Genomic DNA, 18,322 nt, shown 5'->3' on the forward strand with positions numbered 1-18,322 from the left:
TGAAGATCGGCCTAAATGAATGTGCGAGTTCTCCCTACCTCGCCACCTTCATCTCTGGAACGAGATTTCTGCGGAGATTCATAGCCTTCGCAGGGCGATGATTTTCGACCACTATTGGCGCGAAGTAGCCATTGAAGCGATGCCGCTCATGACCCAAAGCGGCCGCTGACTCGGAGCGTGGTTCAAGGCGGGGCCGCCGTGCGATCCACTCTGGTCTAGAGAGCGTTCGGCAACTACACTCGGACCATCCACGGCGGCCGAGGGCGGGGGTTAATCCGACTAGAGCTGCGCGTGGGAAAACTACTCTTCCCGGACTGGCACCGAGTACATGCCATACTTGTCACCCTGGCAGCGCGGAGCCAATCGTTCGCGGATGGTTCGCGCTATGCGGGCACTACGCCGTCGCGAAGCGAGGACGCGGGGCGATCTGAGAGTAGATGATCTCGAGATATTGAAGAAGGCGCTGGACGACCAGTCGCGGACCGGCACAGCCGTATCCCGAATGCTTGGAGGTGCGATCGGACTCAGGGGTGTCGAAGAGTTGCTGGGCGGCAACGGCGGCATGTGGTTCTCGTATCTCTTCGTGCTACTTTTTATGTATGTAGTAGTCGGGTCAATAACTCATGCCGACATGCTGATGCAGAGACCCGTAAAACTTCCTCTAATGAACGCTGAGCTGCCACTGGAGACATTTTTCTTTTTCGCTCCTATTCTTTTTGTCCTCGTCCATGCGTGGACATTGTCCTACTTTACGCTCTTAGCGGAGAAGGCGCGGCGGTTCAACGATCGACTTGAAATATCCGACGGATTAAAAAATGCTACTGAAATACGTAAGCTAATGCGTCAGACGACGGATATTTTTGCGCAGGTGCTTGCAGGTCCGGAGGATATCCGCGAGAGCTTATTCGGATTATTTTTAAGGTCCTTAGTCTTTATTGGTCTTGTCTTAGCACCAGTGCTTCTATTGCTTCTCTTGCACATGCAGTTCTTGCCATATCACGACAGCCGCGTGACGTGGCTTCATCGCGGCGTGCTCATTTTCGATCTCGTGATCATCTGGTGGCTGTGGACGAAAATCCTCTCCGGACGGAGCCGTTCGGACGCCGGAGAGCGAACAGTGGCCAGTCGCTGGCAGCGGTTCTTGACTCGCTTTTTGTGGTGGTTGCGCAACATTGTCGCATGGCCCCTGACCGGCCTAATTGTGGCGTTTTCCGTGCTGGTCGCGACCTTTCCGGGCGAGTGGCGACAATGGCCCTATTCGCTTGTCCCCGCCCTCGAACCAAGTGCGACATCGGCGACGCAGGCGATTTTCGGCAAGGTCGATGCGCTAAACAAAAATGAAAAGGACCGCATCACCGGGAGCTGGCCAACAAATACGTTGCGCCTGAAGGAGTTCGACATTTACGAGGCCGTGAAGGTCGAGGACCACGAGAAGTTCGACAAGAAACCGCACAGCTACATCCTCCACGGCCGGCATCTCGAAGGTGCGGATTTGCGCTCGGCCCAGCTCGGCAGGGTCGATCTGCGGAACGCGTCTCTGGAAGGTGCTTGGCTCGATAGCGCGCGGCTTCAGGGCGCGTCGCTCGATAGCGCACAGCTTCAGGGCGCGTCGCTCGATAGCGCGCAGCTTCAGGGCGCGTCGCTCGATAGCGCACAGCTTCAGGGCGCGTCGCTCGATAGCGCACAGCTTCAGGGCGCGTCGCTCGATAGCGCGCAGCTTCAGGGCGCGTCGCTCGATAGCGCGCAGCTTCAGGGCGCGTCGCTCGATAGCGCGCAGCTTCAGGGCGCGTCGCTCGATAGCGCGCAGCTTCAGGGCGCGTCGCTCGATAGGGCTCAAATGGAGGCGACGAATTTAACCGGCGCTTTTCTTTGGCGCGCAGTCGGCGCGCCGATCGTTTCCGCGAGCCTGACGCAACATTTGCATTGGGGCGCCGAAACGTTTGACCTTATCGCGAACGAGCCTTGGACCGCGGCGCGCTATGTCGCGCTGCGCTCGGCGGTCGAGAAATCCATCCCCGAAGGCGAACGCCGCAACAAAGTGCTGGAGCAGATCGAGATGCTCGACTGCGCCAGGAAGGACCTTGCCGCTTGCGATACGAGTGCGAAGCCGCAACAGCCGCTCGCCGCGGAACTGGAAACGGCCAACACCCATCGAGCGCAATATCCCAAGGCCCTCGCCAAAATCGTGCGCAGCCTCGTCTGTGATGGCCGCGAGGACGCCATTTATATTCTGCGCGGTGTCATGCCGGTTAATTTGCTTGCCGTCGGCCCCGAAGCGCCCGTGCTTATCGGGGACATCATCGAGGGAAAGAACTGCCCCGTCTCTGCCGCCCTGATCGTGAACGATAGGACGAGCCTGCTGAACATCAAGAGGGAGGCGGAGGAGCGCGTAGCCAAAGAGGAGGCGTTGCAAGCGCCTGCGCCCGCGCCGTCTCCGCCGCGTTCTCAGTCGAAAAAGAAGAAGCCACGTTGACGACAATCTCTTGGTCGGGCTGACATCTGCGCTTCACTTCGCATCAGGTGGACCAGTATGCAGGTCCGCTTCTGGCGCATTGCTGACTTCGACTGTTCGGCCATGACTACTTCGCGATATCGATGGTGGCGGGTAACTCATTACTACGTCATCCCTTCAGAAGACGTGTGCCGAGTGTCTCACGGGAGAGGGCGCTCCATTGGACCATTCTTCAAGTCCATTTCCCACCGTCTGCTTACTTCCATTCCAGGGACATGAGAAGAATCTCGTGCCCCCTATGTCTTTGTCGAAGATAGGCGACGACGGCGTTCTCCGTCGTCGCCCCGTTGAGATGTTGACTCACGGATCCCGTAATCTGGGTCCTGGTCGAGGAGCCGCTGCCGGTGTGTTTGTAATAATAATCGGCGCGATAGATCGTTGGCTTCTGAGCCATCGAAGCGTTCCCCTTCCGGGGTTCAAATTGGAACCCGCCCTTGTCAAGCGGTCTTCTTTGAATCGGACGAGCGATCTTCGCCTGTTCCAATTAGTCCAGCTCGCCGGCACGAGCGGCTCCGATTAGGGAGTCGATGATTTCGGGGAGCTTCTCCTTTGACCCCGCGACCCTGCCTTCCTTTCTCGAACTCGATCGGCTCAAAGCCGATCCGGATCAAGAATACTCCGTTCTCAATCGTCCGCCGGAAACGCAGGATCAAGACCTGCCTGCGTTAAGGCCTGGACGTCCGCGGGGTGCGTCGCCAAAAGCCGAGGCGCTGATCACCGACAAGGGCTATGGCAGTGACGGTTTCCGTGCGGCGCTCGAAGCACGCGCGACCTTGCATTCCGTCAACGAGAAGCAGGAAGATCGGCATCAACTACGAACAGGCACTTTAACGCAAGCGCCACAAAGTCGAGAATCCCTTCGCCAGACAAAGCTGGCGGCGAATCGGACGCGTTATCACGGATGCGCCCATGCCATTGACAAACGCTAAAATTGGTGGATACATTTGCAGTTACTATAGTAACACTTTTGTTAGTGGAGATTTTACATGAAGTTCGCTTGCCCACTTGCGGTCGCGCTTCTGTTCTTTTGCAGTGTTTCGCGCGCTGACGATTTCAATCCATATATAATCCGAGCAATTACTGAAGTGATGGAAAAGCGATCTGGCGGCGGGTATGATATAAATAAGGCATTTACCCGGAATTTAAGCTACAACCAGGATTTAATTAAGGCGTCTGCGCCTCCTGCCACAATGTGTGTCGCCGCTGTGGCCGAAACTATTATTGAGGCGATTAATCTATACGCAAAAGACCAAGATGATCAGATTTACAGTAAGCTGCCTGTCAAGGCCTGGACAAGTGGCAATATATCGAGCCTACGCGCAAATATTTTTATGTATGATGGTGCCGGCTCCAAAGGTACCGGCTATGCAGTTGAGCGGCTAGGATTGGGGCGGCAGCTGCCATTTGAACAGTTAAAAAAAGGAGACTTTATTAATTTAAATAGAACTTCTGGTACGGGGCACGCCGTGATTTTCTTGGGCTATCTTGACAATATGTCAAAAGAAACAGACGTATATTCAGATAATGTGGCAGGTTTCAAATATTTTTCTGCTCAAGGGAAGGGCAAGCCCGATGCTGGGCTCGCCTATAGATATGCTTATTTCAGCCCCTTTTGCCCACAGCCTACGCCATCAGCGCCGCGTGACTGCGGCGTAATTCGCTCCAAAAACGGTGCGATCTTAAATGGCGGACGGATTCACGATCCGGCGACGTGGGATTACGCAAGTGCGGTCGCGCAGATTAAGGCGGGACTTCGCACGCTAATCGAACAAGAGCACCCAGAGGTTAGAGGGCTCCCCGTGGTCGATTCAATGGTTGAGGAGGAGTTATCTAAGGAACTCGCCCCCTCAACCTTTATAAATAAGCTTGACGGTGTTACCACGGACTGATCTGGAAACGAAGCATGTTTACGAGGGTATTTACGCTGCAGCTGATCAAATGCGCGTTTGTTGTGTTGTTTTGCAATACAACTGCGGATAAGTCGCGCGCAGAAGAAATAGAAAAATTCGCTCTGATTATAGGTAATAGCAATTATAATACTCCTGGGAGCTTCACCCCAAAGGACAAGACGCTCAAAAATCACCTGAATGACCTAAGAAACCCTTGTAATGATGCGGAGCTAATTGCTAAGAGTCTGCTTGAGGCTCATTGGGAAGAGAAGGATGTGAGCCTTGCATGCAACTTAAAGAGAGCAGAAATTCTGGAGCTTGTTGAGAAATTTGCGTTCAGGTTTATGGTATCTAAAGCGCCATTTGGCTTTTTATACTATGCTGGGCATGGCGTGCAAATCAACGACGACACCTATATTTTTGGAAGCGATACTGAGTTTGATGTGAACCAAACGGTTGAGATTCTAAAAAATCACGCAAATGCGCGATTATTTAAAGGGGCCGTCAAACTTCGCGACGAGATACTATCAACTATAGGAGAGCCTGGTAATGGATCTCTGTTGCTTGTGCTTGATGCGTGCCGCGACAATCCATTGGTTCCCGCGCTAAAGAGTAAGGGCGTCACTATGGTTTCAGGGCCGCAAAAAGGGGAACCTTTGCCGGGTTTAAAACAGCTCTATTCGACGGCGAAGGGAAAGCCAGCAAGCGACGGAAGCGGCGGAAACAGTCCATTTGCCCAACAGTTTGCCAGTGAACTCTCGAAACATGACACAGTTGATCATGTTATTCGGGGAGTAGTGAAGACCGTATATGACAAAACAAAAGATTCGCAATTGCCTCAAGTTCCTGATGAAACCGGATCGCTTATGCCGCCTCCACCTGAAACCTGCTTCCGCAAATGTGGTGGTTAAAATGGGATTTCCTGTGAAGATAGCACTTGTCGGGGCCTTGTTGGCAAGCGTGGGTGGGCCTTCGTGGGCCGGAGAGCAAATCGATATCTACCGCTTAAATCGCTCTGAAATAGAGAATTTTTCTGCGACGAGTGCTCCACTTACTGTTGATGTGGTTTGGTGCGATGGAGATGCGTGGGCAGAGCAACGCAAGTCCGATTCGGTAGCGATAGCTTCTTCTATCTCTACGTTGGCAAAGCTCAGGGCTCCAAAGGGCGCGCTAAACTCAGAAGTGCCTGACGCGTTTATCGCGTCGGTGCGCATGCGGCCAATTTCTATATCGCGCGATGTATCAGAAGCTGTGAGCTTGGGTAGAAATTCTATTTTGATACCGAGAAATGCGGATGCGAGCATTCGCGCAACAGCGCAGCTGATCTCAGATGTTGCCGGCCACGACCTTGATCTGGATGTCAGCACAGCAAAATCTTACATCCCGAATTACATCCGTGTCGTAGTATGCCGCAATGTTGACAATAGGGACGGGCAGTTCAGAGTTTTCTTTCAAGTGGCAACAAAGAGCCAGAGCGAGATCGCTACCTGGGCGATAAGGGGTTTGCGAGACGCGAACCTAAATTTAAATGTGCTCCCCTCTGCTGAGGTTGTAGAAGGAAGGGCACCTTCCAAGTCCGAGGTGCGTTTCTTTTTTGAAGAAGACAGGCTTGTTTCCAAACAGATCGCAGATAAACTTTTAAGTTTGACTGGGGAGGTGTTTGCAGTCAAGCCGTTACTCGACTTTGATCGCAAGCCTGCTCCAACAACCATAGAAGTCTGGTTTGGGACATCATACAACCCCTCGCCGCCTCAAACGTTGCTTGTTTGCGAAGGAGAACATCAAATAAGATGTCCACCAGGTGCTGCTTATGTTCCATGTTATACTTTTGATAGCTGGGCTGGGAGTCGCTGCTCTCGATATATAAAAAAGCAGGTGACCTCTGTTTCAGGAAACAAGTGTGGCTACAGTGTTAGTGAGGTGCTGTGCATAACCTCAACACCCTAGCGTTCCGTTAGATATCAGGCTTGTGCTTCTGCCGGGCCTGCGGCGTTAACGTAATGTGTGCGGCGCTTCCGAAAACAAAGACACAACTTTCGAATATGTTCAAACTCGTGGAGTTGGATATGCTATATTGTCGCTTTTTCTGTACTATAGTTGTTTGTTTTACATTAACGACTTCTTCTTTGGCTGAAGATTGGAGATACACGTGGCTCTTGCCGAAGACGGTTATCGACGCCAATATCGTATTTGCATTGAGCGACTGCAATTTTGACGCGACCCACCAGGACAATCATTTCAAATTGACGCCGACCTTGACGACACGATACGTTCCAGATCTATCGGTTCCGGCGAGGCTCTTCCGTCCACCGAGGTATGTCAGCAACTGGAACGACGCGAATTTTTCGATTCAGACGAATGCGGGAACGCATGTCTTGAGTGCCCTTTCCTCCGAGCGCACTAACCAGACCGGGCCTATCATAGGAAATGTTATCGGGGGACTTGCAAGTCTTGTTGGCTCACTTGCAAAAATTGGTGCACTTTTTGTAGCGGACAACAAATACTTCAGTTGTAGCCCTGACACAGCCAAGACCTTCGAAGAATTAAAGAAAACGGCAGCTTCCGTCGTCGAGTTGCAGAGTCAGCTTGCGGCAGAAATAGATCAAAATAGACAGAAATCGATCAGCGCACAGATCCAGGCTGCTCAAACCAAAGTCAACAACCTTAAAGACCAGCTGTCGATTACGATAAAAGCCACAATCGACCCGGGCGTGACGCCGGTAAAGGTGGACCCAGATGACGATTTGACTTCTTCGTATCGTGACCGGAAAGAAGGCGGCGCCGTTGCAAACGACGGGAAAGTTGCGGAGATTGGTCCTTCACGAAACCAACTCGCGAAGTCAAAGTGGTTCGTGATGGTTGACAAGGATACGAAAGCCCAGTCCGATCCCGGAGACAGCGACCTGGACTTTGTCAGCGAACGGCTCAAAGTCAAAGTATATCTCGATTTCAAGCATGGACAGCTGTTGAGCCAGGCCGACCCGACGCATTGGACTGGCGAGTGGAAGCAGACGCGCTTGCGTCCTGAGGACGATTATCGAGAGGCTGCGTTGATTCCCTTGCTGGTGTGGACTGGAGAAAATCCTCCGGCTAAACCGAGCAAGCTGCTCGCCTCGCCGCAGTTCGTTCCCTTCGGCCAGTTCGGGACGGCGCAAGAGCTTCCCAACATCAAAACTTTCGAGAAGCTGACTTGGAACATCAGCTTCACGGATGCGGGCGAAATCATTTCGGCGAAGTTTACGAGTTCCGCGAGAGGCCTGGCTGCGTCTTCTCTCTTTTCCGGGGCTGCAAAAGACTCGAGCGGCGCCATTACCGCCGTCATCAACGGGATGAGCCCGGCCGTTCGCGCGTCATCGACGCAATCGCTTGCCGATGAGATCTATCAAAACAATCGGTACGAGCAGTGCCTCAAGAGCCCTACGACCTGTCCGGCAAAATAGCAGCACTTCAGGAGGCGCAGCTTCGCCATGGCTTTGCCGGATAACCAGGTTGAACTTGTGGTCTTTATGTCCCGAGCGTGAGCAGGCCTAAATCCTGAGGTGGTCTGATGGTCGTTCAAGCCTTTGAGAGTGCTTTCGACGAAGTCATCGAGACGGTCAAGAAAATCCTGGATGATCACGAAAGACGCACGCTCGCGAGTGAGCTCGCTTTCGCTGAGGGGAGTGGAACACAAAATTTCGAGTTCGCATTGGACGGCGCCGGTGGCGCGCTTTATCAATTCAGCAAGTACGGTGCCGGTGTCACCGTTAATTGCGAGGCCTGGATCATCGATCCCGACGACGTCTATGATCTTGCGGTGAGCTCGTCGGATGGTGGCGGCGGCAGTTGGAACGGCTTGCGCGTCAATCAGAAAATTGTCTTTCCCTTGAATACGAGCATATGGAAACCCACTAATTTCGCCGTCCTAGTCAAAGCGCGAAACAGCAAGAATGTCGGAGGAAAAGGGGTTCTCAATTACTCGTACTGACTCTCTTGGTGGAACTGGTTGGCGTGGGGACCGGCTGTTACAGAATGTCGGGCTGGCGCGAACACCTCCGCAACGAAAGGCGACGAGCCTGAAGCGTGCTCTACAGACAATGTTTCAGCGGAAGAAAGTGCGACGTCGAGGAAATAAGAGTCCTCGATCCGAGGCAATCTATTCGAGGCTCGGGGCGCATTTGGACGCTAGACCAACACTTTGAGCAGAAGTTTTCGGATGGCGACCATGCAACATTTTTTTCTAGCGCTGGCGGCAGCGTCTCTTACTTTTCACAGCTGTTCAGCTCTCGCTCAATCTGGAGGCGCTCCGGAGGAAATTCAACGTATCGCCGATGCTTCGAAATGTTCGAAACTAAGAGAGGCACCGAGGGCGTTTTTCCGAGGGATGGCGCTGGTCTTCGCAAAGGCGGTATGCCGCCCGGAAAGCAAAATCGTTCAAATTGCTTCATCGATCTCTTCGACGCCGATTTCGACCAAGAACGCTAAAGACGCTGCAAGCGTCTTCGATGCAGAGTTCCGGAGTCTAAAAATTGCGAACTCGCCGGACAAGGCTACGATGCTTCGGCACACCTATCTGATATTGACAGGGCTCGCCTTCAGAGAAAGCTCCGGTCATTACTGCAAGGGACGCTACACATCTCAGGGGTACAGCAAATCATACCAGGCAGAGGCCGGTCCATTTCAGACCTCATGGGGTGCCCATAAATCCGACAAGAGTCTTGAACCGCTCTTTCGCAGTTATCAAAGCGACGAGTCTGGCTGTCTGCTTGGAGTGTTCAAAGAAAATGTGACATGTAAAAAAATGGACTTAAAAAACTGGAATTCGGAACATGCCAGGGATTTGAGCGGGGTCCAATGGCAAGCGTTGACTAAGCGCTGCCCTGCCTTTGCGGTTGAATATGCTTCCGTTGTTCTACGCAAAAATGGGGGAGCTTATGGAGAGTTCGGACCCATTAAGTGCTTCGTGGGGACGCAATCTCCCAAGATTCAGCGTAGCTGTCAGAAACTGAGGATCTATCCCGTCTGCGATGAAATGTACGCTCAGATACAGACGTATCTGCAGAAAAACGTTGCCGCGTGCGACAACTTCTGAGGCAATCAGAGCGTCGGCATCGTCGAAAGCGCTCAGCTGACTTGCGCTCGGACGTGCCATCCCCAAAAAGACAGCGAGCAATTTCTTGAAGAACGGGAACAGACTTTCTTGACCTGCCAGCAGCTTGACCATTTAAGTCCGCAGTATCACTCTAACATCCAGAAGATTGCGCTCTGTAAGAGAATGTTCGCAACAATGAGTGGGAGTATTTCGATGATCGAATTGACAAGTACGCGCATACGCATTCGCACTATCGTTGCCCTCACTGGCTTCCTATTCGCAGACTGCGCGACGTCCACTTCAAACGCCCAAAAAATCGGATTATGCCAATTTGATACGAAGCGGCTTGTTTTCGATGGCTCTCCTAAGGAACAGTCGAAGTGCCTATTAAGACGCGTCGAGGCGCACGGAAGCAAGTCATCTCCGCAAACAATTCCAAATTGGCTGCTAGAACATGTGACTAAGCCGGTTAGAATTTCTTCTAAAAAGCTTTCTGCCTATCTCGATAGCAAGGGAATCTCTGCAACTGATGTTGGAGGTCCTATCCCAGCCACGCCCGACGTTCAAGAAATTAAGTATTTTGTCATCCATGACACTAGCTACCCCGAGATTGACGCCAATGTGTTTCCCGCAGAGATAGACACGAAGTCCTATAGAGCAAACAACTTGAGTATTTGGAGGGATACAAAAAATCGGGTTAATCTAATCACGAACAGGTTGGGAGAATCAAAAAAGTATAAAGATTTTGCAGCCTACCGGCCCAAGCCAGCCCTTAAAATTGAACAGACCGATTTATATCCGAAAGCAAGGAAGATTTTCGTGCATATCGAGAATGTTCAACCGAGATTGAAACCTGAGGGGTCCAAGGATTTTTGGAAGGCTCCAGATCCCGGTTTCACGCCAGCGCAACTGGAGCGCATAGCGCTTTGTTACACAGTCGCGAGCATGCGGGCGGGCCACTGGCTTATTCCCGCGTTGCATTTCAACATCGATAGTCTGGCAACAAAAAAAGACCCCCATGACGATCCACAAAATTTTGACCTGGGGGACTGGTCGAAGAAGGTCCAATCCATCGCTTCAACGCTAGAGGCTCAATAACCTAGCCGAGCTTTTTTTGAAGCCATATTCCGTGTTGCCCGTTACTGAACGGCCCCTAAACTTTCACCCAGGGACTCGAGAGTCCCGGTGTTTGAATACGCCCAAGGGCGCGGATGTAGGATGTAGCAACAGGCGATCTGCGGAGCTGGCCAGGTTGCGCAGCCGATCGCCTGTTGCGGTGAGACTGGCCGCATATCCACCGGCGTCGGGTAGCCGAGCGAAGAACGCGAGCATCGCTGGTTCTAGTCGCTGACTTAGGCGACGATCTTCTCGCGCGAGTGATAAAGACTCTGTGCGCTGGACCGAGATAAGTTGCCGAGAACTCTCACGAGTTCGAACAGCTCGCCAACCGGTTCGTTGGCTAGGTCAAACGCATTTGAGTGAGGAAGATGAATTCCGATCTGGGACTTTCCCTCTTTCGGTCGGGGGAGTTCGGTGGTGCAGGGGGCAAGGGCTGGAATCAATTGTGACAGTAGGTCCATGTTTTTGCTTAGAGAATGATAAAAAGGTATTACTGTCACGGGGAAATTAGTCGACGGGCGCGCCTTCGGACGGACGCCTACTTCCATTCCAGGGACATGAGAAGGATTTCGTGCCCACGATGTTTCTGCCGAAGGTAGGCAACGACGGCGTTCTCCGTCGTCGCCCCGTTGAGATGTTGACTCACGGATCCCGTAATCTGGGTCCTGGTCGAGGAGCCGCTGCCGGTGTGTCTGTAATAATAATCGGCGCGATAGATCGTTGGCTTCTGAGCCATCGAAGCGTTCCCCTTCCGGGGTTCAAATTAGAACCCGCCCCTGTGGGCGGTGTTTTTCTTCGGCAGGGGTCGAGGGTCCTTTGTATGTTCGAGCATCGGGTCCAGTTCGCCGGCTCGAATGGCTCCAATCAAAACGTCGATGACCTCCGGCAGTCTCTCCTTTGACCCGGCGACAACCCCGGCCTTTCCCTTCTCAAATTCGACCGTCTTCCAGCCGATTCGGATGAAGAATACGACCTGTCCCTTCTCATCCGTCCGCCACCAGGGGCGAACACGCAGCCTTTTCTCGGTCAGCACCTTCTCGCCGTCCCGCTTCATCCACCTCTGGACCATCCGAACATGATTGGGGTCCTTCAGCAGCGACTTTTGCTCCTCCAGCCTTTCGATCAGTCTCGCTCTGCGGGCCAGGATCGGTGAGCTATTAACGACGGGGACAGCAGCGAAAGTGAGGGACTTGAGGCTCGACATGATTTTTCTCCAATTTGCCTTTAAAAGGAATATATTCAGCACGCAAAAAATGTACACCGCGAGCTCACCGCAGCGTGCTTTTTTTGTTCAAATCAAAAGTTTTATGGCGCTTTACGAGTGAGGATGAGTGCCATCACGTCAGGAGACTTGGCCGGCTACGCCTCTGCTCGTTAGTATTAAAATCCTATTACACTTAGAAACTGCACCGTAAGTAGTTGATTATATTAGGCTTAAAGAAGGTAATTCTATTGGTAAGGGAGAGGTCGAGAGTTCAATCCTCTCTTGCAGCACCAGCTCAACAATTTGTCCGTCAGTTCGACGTGAATGCGGGCGGCGCGTAAAACGGCCGATCTTGCGCGCAGAAAAAAGCCCGCCAGAGAGTCCGGCGGGCTTTTTCGATGTTGTCGAGCGGATAGACGGCGACGCGAGGCGCGCCGGGAGATTTTACGAGAGAATCGAGTTCAAGCGGGAGAAGGCTTTTGAGCTGTAGTCTCTAAAGGGAAGGCTTTCGAAAAAGTCCTCAACGGCTTTGGGGTTCTGGCCCCAGGCGATCAGGAAGCCCGCCACCGCCAAAAGCAGCAGGGACAGCAACCCCGACGAGAGGCCGGCGAGAACCCCAACCGCCAGAACGATACCAATCTTGGTCCTGTTGCTCATCGCCATCGCTACGTCTCCTGATTGCGCCTCATCCGCACGCATCACTTAGATCAACATGGTTAATGAACAATGAGCGCGCAAGCTCGCGTGCGCGGCTTAGGCATGGGCAAGCGCGGCGCTCGGACGCACACCAGACTGCTCGGGCGCGCGGGCCCGTTGAGCTGTAAGGGCGGCTTCGAGACAAGCCAGAGTCGATCCGGCGAACGCGTTAGCCGGGGCGACGGAAACCGGTCCTGAACCCGCGACTTGCGGCGACCGAACGTCTTCAGCCGGAGTAATAGCTGACGATCGCAGCGCCGAGAAAGAAACCGATCGCCCCTAGAATCATCAGTCTCGTTAAACCTTCCGGCATGAACTCTCTCCAGGCAGCGCCGCTCGCCTCAAATTAGCGGTCTCACCTCCAAGATCAAGAAGCGTTGCGCCCAGAGCGTCGCGATCGCCTGGGCGGAAAAGAAAAGAAAAACCGCAGGCGACGGGGCCTGCGGTTTAAAAAAATTTCGGCGTGCTCTTAGTAGTTATAGAAAGCGACGCAGACGCGGTTGCCGTAATAGTCCCAGCCCCAGCGCGCACAGCGTTGCGGCGGGGCGGTCGCCGCGCCGACGACGGCGCCGCTGGCCGCGCCGATCGCCGCGCCGGCGAGCGTGCCGCCCGCGCGTCCACCGGACGCGAGCGCGCCAATGCCCGCGCCGCCAAGTCCGCCGATCACGGCGCCGCCTGCTGCGCGTTCACCGGGAGTATTGCACGCCGCAAGCGGCGCGGCCGCCGCCAGGGCGGTCGTCAGCAGCAGAACTTTCTTCATGCGTTTCTCCTAGGGTGAGGCTGGATCGTCCGCATCCAGGCGAAGCGGCGCCGGACCAATCCGATTGTATGCGCGCCGCGAGAGTCTGTACGACGCCGCGGCCGACGACCGCTTGGGGATGCCGCAAGCCGCATTGGCGTCGGGCGGAGTTTAATAAAAGCGCCCTGCGATGACTGTCGCAAAAATACAACATCGTGCGAGTTTTAGGCGTTCGCCGCTTAGGAAAAGCCCGAAACGCGACGAGTTTTCGCCATAAAGGAGCGCGCACGGCGCCCTTGGGATTGGACCGTAAATTTGCTAGCAGCCATTGTCATTTGCTTTGAAGGACATCGCTCTCATGGATGCTGCCGCATGCGCCGAGGAATTCCGACGCCGTCTCGACGCCGCCGCCGACGCCACTGAATATGCGCTAGACGCGCTGCTCGCGACTGCGCCGCTTCCCGGCGAGATCGCCCGGCCCGCGCGCCTTCTCGAGGCGATGCGCTATTCTTCGCTCGGCGGCGGCAAGCGGCTGCGGCCCTTTCTCGTCATCGAATCCGCGCGACTCTTTGGCGTCGTCGGCGAAGCGGCGCTGCGCACCGCCTGCGCGCTGGAAATGATTCATTGCTATTCGCTCGTCCATGACGACTTGCCGGCGATGGACGATGACGATCTGCGCCGCGGCCGGCCGACGACTCACAAGGCCTTCGACGAGGCGACGGCGATCCTCGCGGGCGACGGGCTGTTGACCTACGCGTTCGACGTCGTCGCCGATCCGAAAACGCATCAAGACGCCGGCGTGCGCGCGGCGCTGGTGCTCGCCTTGGCGCGCGCGGCGGGGCTCGGCGGGATGGTCGGCGGACAGGCGCTCGACCTTGCCGCTGAAACCGCGGCGACGCCGCTCACGCTCGAAGAAACCTTGCAGATGCAGGCGATGAAGACGGGCGCTCTGTTGCGCTTCGCGGTCGACGCCGGAGGCATTATCGGCGGCGCTTCTGTGGCGCAGGCGCGTGCGCTGACGCGCTATGGCGAAGCGCTCGGCGCGGCGTTCCAAATCGCCGACGACATTCTCGACGCAGAGGGCGACAGCGCCGCGCTCGGCAAGCGCGCCGGCAAAGACGCTGAACGCGGCAAGGCGACTCTCGTCGGTCTTCTCGGTCTCGACGCCGCGCGCGCGAGACGGGACGCGCTGGTCGCCGAAGCGACGGCGGCGCTGCGCGAAACAGGACTGGGGGAGGGAACCGACATTCTGGCAGAGGCCGCACGTTTCGTCGCCGCGCGGCGCAACTGAGGACTCATGCCGATGCCCCGACAAGGACTGTCCAAGACCCGTCGGCGCGCCTCGGTGATCCTGGCGCCATTTCGTATTGTTCGCGCGCGCCCGCAGCTCTTTCTCAGTCTCGCGCTCGGCGTCATCGTCGGATTGCTTCTGCCGCAGGCGATGCAGCCGGTCGCCCGCGCGCTTGTCGCATGGAACGCGGTCGCGCTGTGCTATTTCGTTCTCGTCTACCTGCTCGTCGTCGGCGCCACGCACGACACCATTCGCGAGCGCGCCCAGATGCTCGACGAGGGCCGCTTCGTCATGCTGTTGCTCACGACCGCGATCGCCACAGCCTCTTTCGGCGCCGTGGTCGTCGAGCTTGGTTCGGTGAAGTCAATGGAAGGCTGGGAGAAGGGCGCAGCCATCGCGCTCACCATCATCACGGTGCTGAATTCCTGGCTTTTCCTACACCTGACATTCGCCTTTCATTATGCGCATGAATTTTACTTCGAGGAGGAGCATGATCCGGACGAACCGCCGACGGCGCGCGGCGGACTGCATTTTCCTAACACCAGGATGCCGCAATACATCGACTTCCTGTATTTTTCCTACGTCATCGGCGTCGCCTTTCAGACGGCCGACATTGAAACCTGCTCGTCGCAGATGAGGCTGATGGTGGCGACGCATGGCATCGTCGCGTTTTTCTACAACACCACCATTCTCGCGCTCATGGTGAACGTCGCCAGCCAGCTGGTCTGAAGGACATATGAAAGAAGATGCGGCGGCGATCGACATCAAGACCGAAGCGGCGCGACTGCGCGCGATTTTGATCGGCTCGGTCGGCAATCTCGTCGAATGGTACGACTTTTACGTCTATTCGGCCTTTTCGCTTTACTTCGTCGACTCGTTCTTTCCTGGCGAAGATCCCCTCGCGCAGATGATGTCGGCGTCCGGCGTCTTTGCGCTGGGTTTTTTGATGCGTCCGATCGGCGCCTATGTCTTCGGGCGCATTGGGGACGGGCGCGGCCGGCGCGCCGCGCTGATGCTCTCGGTGCTGCTGATGTGTCTTGGGTCGCTCCTCATCGCGCTCGCGCCGACCTATGCGACGATCGGCGTCGGCGCGCCGGCGACGCTGCTCTTCGCGCGTCTCGTTCAGGGCGTCAGTCTTGGCGGCGAATATGGATCGAGCGCGACCTATCTCGCCGAGATGGCGCATCCCGAGCGCCGCGGTTTCTATTCGAGCTTTCAATATGTGACGATGATCGCCGGCCAATTGCTGGCGCTTTGCGTGCTGCTCATCTTGCAGAATGTCGTGCTCGACGCTCAGGCGCTGCGCGACTGGGGCTGGCGCATCCCTTTCGCCTTCGGCGCGCTGCTCGCCATCGTGGCGCTCTATATGCGCCGCGATCTTGCGGAAACGCCCGCCTTCAAGGCGTCGCGCGCCGAGCGGAGGCGTGGATCGCTCACCGCGCTGCTCGCGCATAAGCGCGAGACGGCGACGGTTGTTGGACTGACGCTCGGCGGCACCATCGCCTTCTATGTCTATACGACCTACATGCAGAAATTCTTGAAGCTCTCCGTCGGATTGAGCGATGCGCAGACGACGTGGATTGCGGCCGGCTCACTTCTCTTCGCGCTCTGTCTGCAACCGATCTACGGCGCCTTGTCGGATCGCGTCGGCCGGCGACCGATGCTCATCGCCTTCGGCGTGCTGGGTACGATCTTCACCGCGCCGCTCTTGTCAGCCATTCAGACGATGCGCGATCCATGGACAGCCTTTATTCTTATTTGCTGCGCTTGGTTGATCGTCGCGCTTTACACCTCGATCAACGCCGTGGTGAAGGCCGAACTCTTTCCGGCGGCGATCCGCGTCACCGGCGTCGCTTTGCCTTATGCGGCGACAGTTTCCGTTTTTGGCGGCTCGGCGGAATATGTGGCGCTCTGGTTCAAGGCGCAGGGGCATGAGAGCTGGTTCTTCTACTATGCGAGCGCCGCTATTTTCATTTCGCTCATCGTCTACGCGACGATGCCGGATACGAAGAAAAATTCGCGAATCGAGGTTGGAGACTAGTCATTCGACAGGGTCGTGAGGATGCATTTGGAGACCAGAAATGGCGACCGAAAGATTTATTATCCTTCCAAAACGGGGTGTCATGGGTTCGCTTGGAGCCCAATCCGATGTGCTCGGACGATTTCCGCGAGTCCGCAGCACGCAAAGACCAGTCTCGTTTCAACTGGACATGTTTGGCGGCGCGACTGCGACGGTCGTGGATACAGTCGCGGATAATGGTCCCAAGCTCGTCGACCTCGAGCCTGACGCAGTCGCCAGAATCAACGCGTCGGGGTCGCCGGTACGGGCGTTTAAGGAGGTCTTTTATCCTTTGCCCCAGCCGATGGATGTTTCGGCCGGCTTCATAAATTTCGCGGGAGGCGGGGTTTCTCAGTTTGGTTTCGAGGTCACGGTCGCCGATGCGGCGACCGGCCGCGCAATAGTTGGCTGCCAGGTTGCGGCGTATTGGGATTTCCTGAACAGGCTTGGAGTCGAGGGCGTCACGGACGCGAGCGGGCGCGTTCGATTATCGTCGCCGGCGCCGATGATCGAGCGCATTACGGCGACGCCGACGCCAGGCTCCGGATATTGGAGCGGCTATCGCGTCAATGTTCCCGCGAGCGGCGTCATACAGATCGTCGCGCCGCCGCTCACGCTCCCGTATGTCGATAGCGTCCGCTATTATTTTGGGAGCACGAATTTCCAGAGCGAAATGGGCGTCACGGTTGGCGTGATCGATACAGGATGCGGTCCGCACGCGGATCTAAACATCATCGGAGGGAGCAATACCGTCACAGGCGAACCGGCGACGGCGATAACCGACAGCGCCTATCATGGCACACACGTCGCCGGACTGATTGGCGCGAACGGCGCAACATTTCAGGGCGTGCGGGGCCTCGCGCCGCGGGTCAAGTTGAACGCGTATCGCGTGTATGGCGCTGGCTCAGCTCAAGCGAGCAATTACGCCTTGCTGAAGGCGATGATCATAGCGGCCAAAGACGGTTGCGACATCATCAATTTGAGCCTTGGCGGCGGGCCGCACGACGAGATCGTTAGTGAAGCGATCCTGGACGCCCGCAATCAAGGGATGCTCATCGTCGTCGCCGCGGGCAATGCCTACCGAAGCAGCGTCAATTATCCTGCGGCTTACGCGGGCGCGACCCCTGTCTCCGCCATGGGGCGTAAGGGAACCTTTCCGCCCGGCTCCAGCGAAGAATTGCAGATTGTCTCGCCGCCTTATTCCAAAACGGATCCATCCGAATTCATCGCGCATTTCTCGAATGTCGGGCCTCAGATCGCGCTGACCGCTCCCGGCGTCGGAGCCATCTCGACGCTGCCCAACAACAAGGTCGGTCCACTCAGCGGAACGTCCATGGCCGCGCCGGTTGTCGCCGGCGCCGCGGCCTGCCTTTTATCGCAATCTCCCGAAGTGTGGCGCATGCCGCGCGATCGCGCCCGCTCCGATGCGATCGAACGTCTTCTTCAAACCAATTGCGCGCGCCGTGGATTCGGGTTGAACTTCGAAGGCTACGGAATGCCGCAATCACCTACGGTCTGAAGCGATGAACCGCTTCGTCCTATTCTTTAAAGGCGACGCGCCCCCAGCAGGCGATCTCAGCAGGATCTCTGCAGCGCGCGGCGTTCATGTCATTGATCATGAAATAGCGCAGGCGGTGCTCGTCGAAGCGGACGACATCGCAATAGAAAAGTTGAAAGAACAACTTCCCGATTGGATTATCTCCGCCGAGACAACCTTTTCCAAACCAGAACCGCAATAAGCG

19 protein-coding genes are annotated in these 18,322 nt (G+C 55.7%); 14 read left to right on the forward strand and 5 right to left on the reverse strand.

The window, feature by feature from the left end:
- Positions 1–979: 979 nt before the first annotated feature.
- Positions 980–2,473, forward strand: a complete 1,494-nt coding sequence (locus ACPS74_RS13505) for a pentapeptide repeat-containing protein (protein WP_239754959.1) — start codon at positions 980–982, stop codon at positions 2,471–2,473.
- A 235-nt stretch (positions 2,474–2,708) separates the two neighbouring features.
- Here ACPS74_RS13505 and ACPS74_RS13510 read toward each other — a convergent pair whose 3' ends face one another.
- On the reverse strand, positions 2,709–2,906 hold the full coding sequence (locus ACPS74_RS13510; RefSeq protein WP_239754958.1) for a hypothetical protein: 198 nt from the start codon (positions 2,904–2,906) through the stop codon (positions 2,709–2,711).
- A gap of 133 nt (positions 2,907–3,039) precedes the next feature.
- On the opposite strand from ACPS74_RS13510, the gene ACPS74_RS13515 reads away from it, so the two are divergent.
- The 8 genes from ACPS74_RS13515 to ACPS74_RS13550 all read left to right on the forward strand — a co-directional run bounded on the left by ACPS74_RS13515 (position 3,040) and on the right by ACPS74_RS13550 (position 10,570).
- Positions 3,040–3,441 carry a hypothetical protein gene (locus ACPS74_RS13515; protein ID WP_029648899.1) on the forward strand — a complete coding sequence of 134 codons (402 nt, stop codon included), beginning with the start codon at positions 3,040–3,042 and terminating at the stop codon, positions 3,439–3,441.
- Positions 3,442–3,498: 57 nt separating this feature from the next.
- Complete coding sequence (locus ACPS74_RS13520) at positions 3,499–4,401, forward strand: hypothetical protein (protein ID WP_157055208.1); 903 nt, start codon at positions 3,499–3,501, stop codon at positions 4,399–4,401.
- Positions 4,402–4,415: 14 nt separating this feature from the next.
- The gene (locus ACPS74_RS13525) at positions 4,416–5,312 is read left to right on the forward strand and encodes a caspase family protein (RefSeq protein ID WP_083481309.1); all 897 of its coding nucleotides are present in this window, start codon (positions 4,416–4,418) and stop codon (positions 5,310–5,312) included.
- A complete protein-coding gene (locus tag ACPS74_RS13530; protein WP_162231962.1) occupies positions 5,212–6,348 on the forward strand; it encodes a hypothetical protein in 1,137 nt (378 codons plus the stop codon). The genes ACPS74_RS13525 and ACPS74_RS13530 overlap by 101 nt, the downstream gene beginning before the upstream one ends.
- Positions 6,349–6,557: 209 nt before the next feature.
- The gene (locus ACPS74_RS13535) at positions 6,558–7,841 is read left to right on the forward strand and encodes a hypothetical protein (protein ID WP_157055206.1); all 1,284 of its coding nucleotides are present in this window, start codon (positions 6,558–6,560) and stop codon (positions 7,839–7,841) included.
- A gap of 107 nt (positions 7,842–7,948) precedes the next feature.
- A complete protein-coding gene (locus ACPS74_RS13540; RefSeq protein WP_029648895.1) occupies positions 7,949–8,368 on the forward strand; it encodes a hypothetical protein in 420 nt (139 codons plus the stop codon).
- A 228-nt stretch (positions 8,369–8,596) separates the two neighbouring features.
- Positions 8,597–9,472 carry a hypothetical protein gene (locus ACPS74_RS13545; RefSeq protein ID WP_157055205.1) on the forward strand — a complete coding sequence of 292 codons (876 nt, stop codon included), beginning with the start codon at positions 8,597–8,599 and terminating at the stop codon, positions 9,470–9,472.
- A gap of 213 nt (positions 9,473–9,685) precedes the next feature.
- Positions 9,686–10,570 (forward strand): hypothetical protein, encoded by an 885-nt coding sequence (locus ACPS74_RS13550; RefSeq protein WP_029648893.1) that lies wholly within the window; start codon positions 9,686–9,688, stop codon positions 10,568–10,570.
- A gap of 559 nt (positions 10,571–11,129) precedes the next feature.
- Here the strand turns inward: ACPS74_RS13550 and ACPS74_RS13555 are convergent.
- The 4 genes from ACPS74_RS13555 to ACPS74_RS13570 all read right to left on the reverse strand — a co-directional run bounded on the left by ACPS74_RS13555 (position 11,130) and on the right by ACPS74_RS13570 (position 13,251).
- Positions 11,130–11,327, reverse strand: coding sequence for a hypothetical protein (locus ACPS74_RS13555; RefSeq protein WP_239754957.1), 198 nt, complete (start codon positions 11,325–11,327; stop codon positions 11,130–11,132).
- A gap of 27 nt (positions 11,328–11,354) precedes the next feature.
- Entirely contained in the window at positions 11,355–11,795 is a 441-nt protein-coding gene (locus ACPS74_RS13560) for a hypothetical protein (RefSeq protein ID WP_029648118.1), read from the reverse strand.
- A 444-nt stretch (positions 11,796–12,239) separates the two neighbouring features.
- Complete coding sequence (locus ACPS74_RS13565; protein WP_239754956.1) at positions 12,240–12,452, reverse strand: hypothetical protein; 213 nt, start codon at positions 12,450–12,452, stop codon at positions 12,240–12,242.
- 508 nt (positions 12,453–12,960) lie between these two features.
- Complete coding sequence (locus ACPS74_RS13570; protein ID WP_018407096.1) at positions 12,961–13,251, reverse strand: hypothetical protein; 291 nt, start codon at positions 13,249–13,251, stop codon at positions 12,961–12,963.
- A gap of 337 nt (positions 13,252–13,588) precedes the next feature.
- Between ACPS74_RS13570 and ACPS74_RS13575 the strand changes: the two genes are divergently transcribed.
- The 5 genes from ACPS74_RS13575 (at position 13,589) to ACPS74_RS13595 (ending at position 18,319) form a co-directional block, all read left to right on the forward strand.
- Positions 13,589–14,521: a polyprenyl synthetase family protein gene (locus ACPS74_RS13575; protein ID WP_029648120.1), complete on the forward strand. Its 933-nt coding sequence runs from the start codon at positions 13,589–13,591 to the stop codon at positions 14,519–14,521.
- A 6-nt stretch (positions 14,522–14,527) separates the two neighbouring features.
- Positions 14,528–15,250, forward strand: coding sequence for a DUF1345 domain-containing protein (locus ACPS74_RS13580; RefSeq protein ID WP_036241147.1), 723 nt, complete (start codon positions 14,528–14,530; stop codon positions 15,248–15,250).
- 7 nt (positions 15,251–15,257) lie between these two features.
- On the forward strand, positions 15,258–16,562 hold the full coding sequence (locus ACPS74_RS13585) for an MFS transporter (RefSeq protein WP_029648122.1): 1,305 nt from the start codon (positions 15,258–15,260) through the stop codon (positions 16,560–16,562).
- Positions 16,563–16,758: 196 nt separating this feature from the next.
- Complete coding sequence (locus tag ACPS74_RS13590) at positions 16,759–18,099, forward strand: S8 family serine peptidase (protein WP_162231959.1); 1,341 nt, start codon at positions 16,759–16,761, stop codon at positions 18,097–18,099.
- 4 nt (positions 18,100–18,103) lie between these two features.
- The gene (locus ACPS74_RS13595; RefSeq protein WP_157055180.1) at positions 18,104–18,319 is read left to right on the forward strand and encodes a hypothetical protein; all 216 of its coding nucleotides are present in this window, start codon (positions 18,104–18,106) and stop codon (positions 18,317–18,319) included.
- Positions 18,320–18,322 lie beyond the last annotated feature (3 nt).

It is taken from the genome of Methylocystis sp. SB2, from assembly GCF_049817085.1.
Taxonomy (GTDB): domain Bacteria; phylum Pseudomonadota; class Alphaproteobacteria; order Rhizobiales; family Beijerinckiaceae; genus Methylocystis; species Methylocystis rosea.

Coding starts and splice junctions, on each gene's coding strand:
- ACPS74_RS13510 (WP_239754958.1), bottom strand. CDS start 2,906: ATGGCTCAGAAGCCAACGATCTATCGCGCCGATTATTATTACAAACAC.
- ACPS74_RS13570 (WP_018407096.1), bottom strand. CDS start 13,251: ATGAAGAAAGTTCTGCTGCTGACGACCGCCCTGGCGGCGGCCGCGCCG.
- ACPS74_RS13565 (WP_239754956.1), bottom strand. CDS start 12,452: ATGAGCAACAGGACCAAGATTGGTATCGTTCTGGCGGTTGGGGTTCTC.
- ACPS74_RS13515 (WP_029648899.1), top strand. CDS start 3,040: ATGATTTCGGGGAGCTTCTCCTTTGACCCCGCGACCCTGCCTTCCTTT.
- ACPS74_RS13545 (WP_157055205.1), top strand. CDS start 8,597: ATGGCGACCATGCAACATTTTTTTCTAGCGCTGGCGGCAGCGTCTCTT.
- ACPS74_RS13530 (WP_162231962.1), top strand. CDS start 5,212: ATGACAAAACAAAAGATTCGCAATTGCCTCAAGTTCCTGATGAAACCG.
- ACPS74_RS13540 (WP_029648895.1), top strand. CDS start 7,949: ATGGTCGTTCAAGCCTTTGAGAGTGCTTTCGACGAAGTCATCGAGACG.
- ACPS74_RS13595 (WP_157055180.1), top strand. CDS start 18,104: ATGAACCGCTTCGTCCTATTCTTTAAAGGCGACGCGCCCCCAGCAGGC.
- ACPS74_RS13555 (WP_239754957.1), bottom strand. CDS start 11,327: ATGGCTCAGAAGCCAACGATCTATCGCGCCGATTATTATTACAGACAC.
- ACPS74_RS13575 (WP_029648120.1), top strand. CDS start 13,589: ATGGATGCTGCCGCATGCGCCGAGGAATTCCGACGCCGTCTCGACGCC.
- ACPS74_RS13585 (WP_029648122.1), top strand. CDS start 15,258: ATGAAAGAAGATGCGGCGGCGATCGACATCAAGACCGAAGCGGCGCGA.
- ACPS74_RS13580 (WP_036241147.1), top strand. CDS start 14,528: ATGCCGATGCCCCGACAAGGACTGTCCAAGACCCGTCGGCGCGCCTCG.
- ACPS74_RS13550 (WP_029648893.1), top strand. CDS start 9,686: ATGATCGAATTGACAAGTACGCGCATACGCATTCGCACTATCGTTGCC.
- ACPS74_RS13505 (WP_239754959.1), top strand. CDS start 980: ATGCAGTTCTTGCCATATCACGACAGCCGCGTGACGTGGCTTCATCGC.
- ACPS74_RS13560 (WP_029648118.1), bottom strand. CDS start 11,795: ATGTCGAGCCTCAAGTCCCTCACTTTCGCTGCTGTCCCCGTCGTTAAT.
- ACPS74_RS13520 (WP_157055208.1), top strand. CDS start 3,499: ATGAAGTTCGCTTGCCCACTTGCGGTCGCGCTTCTGTTCTTTTGCAGT.
- ACPS74_RS13525 (WP_083481309.1), top strand. CDS start 4,416: ATGTTTACGAGGGTATTTACGCTGCAGCTGATCAAATGCGCGTTTGTT.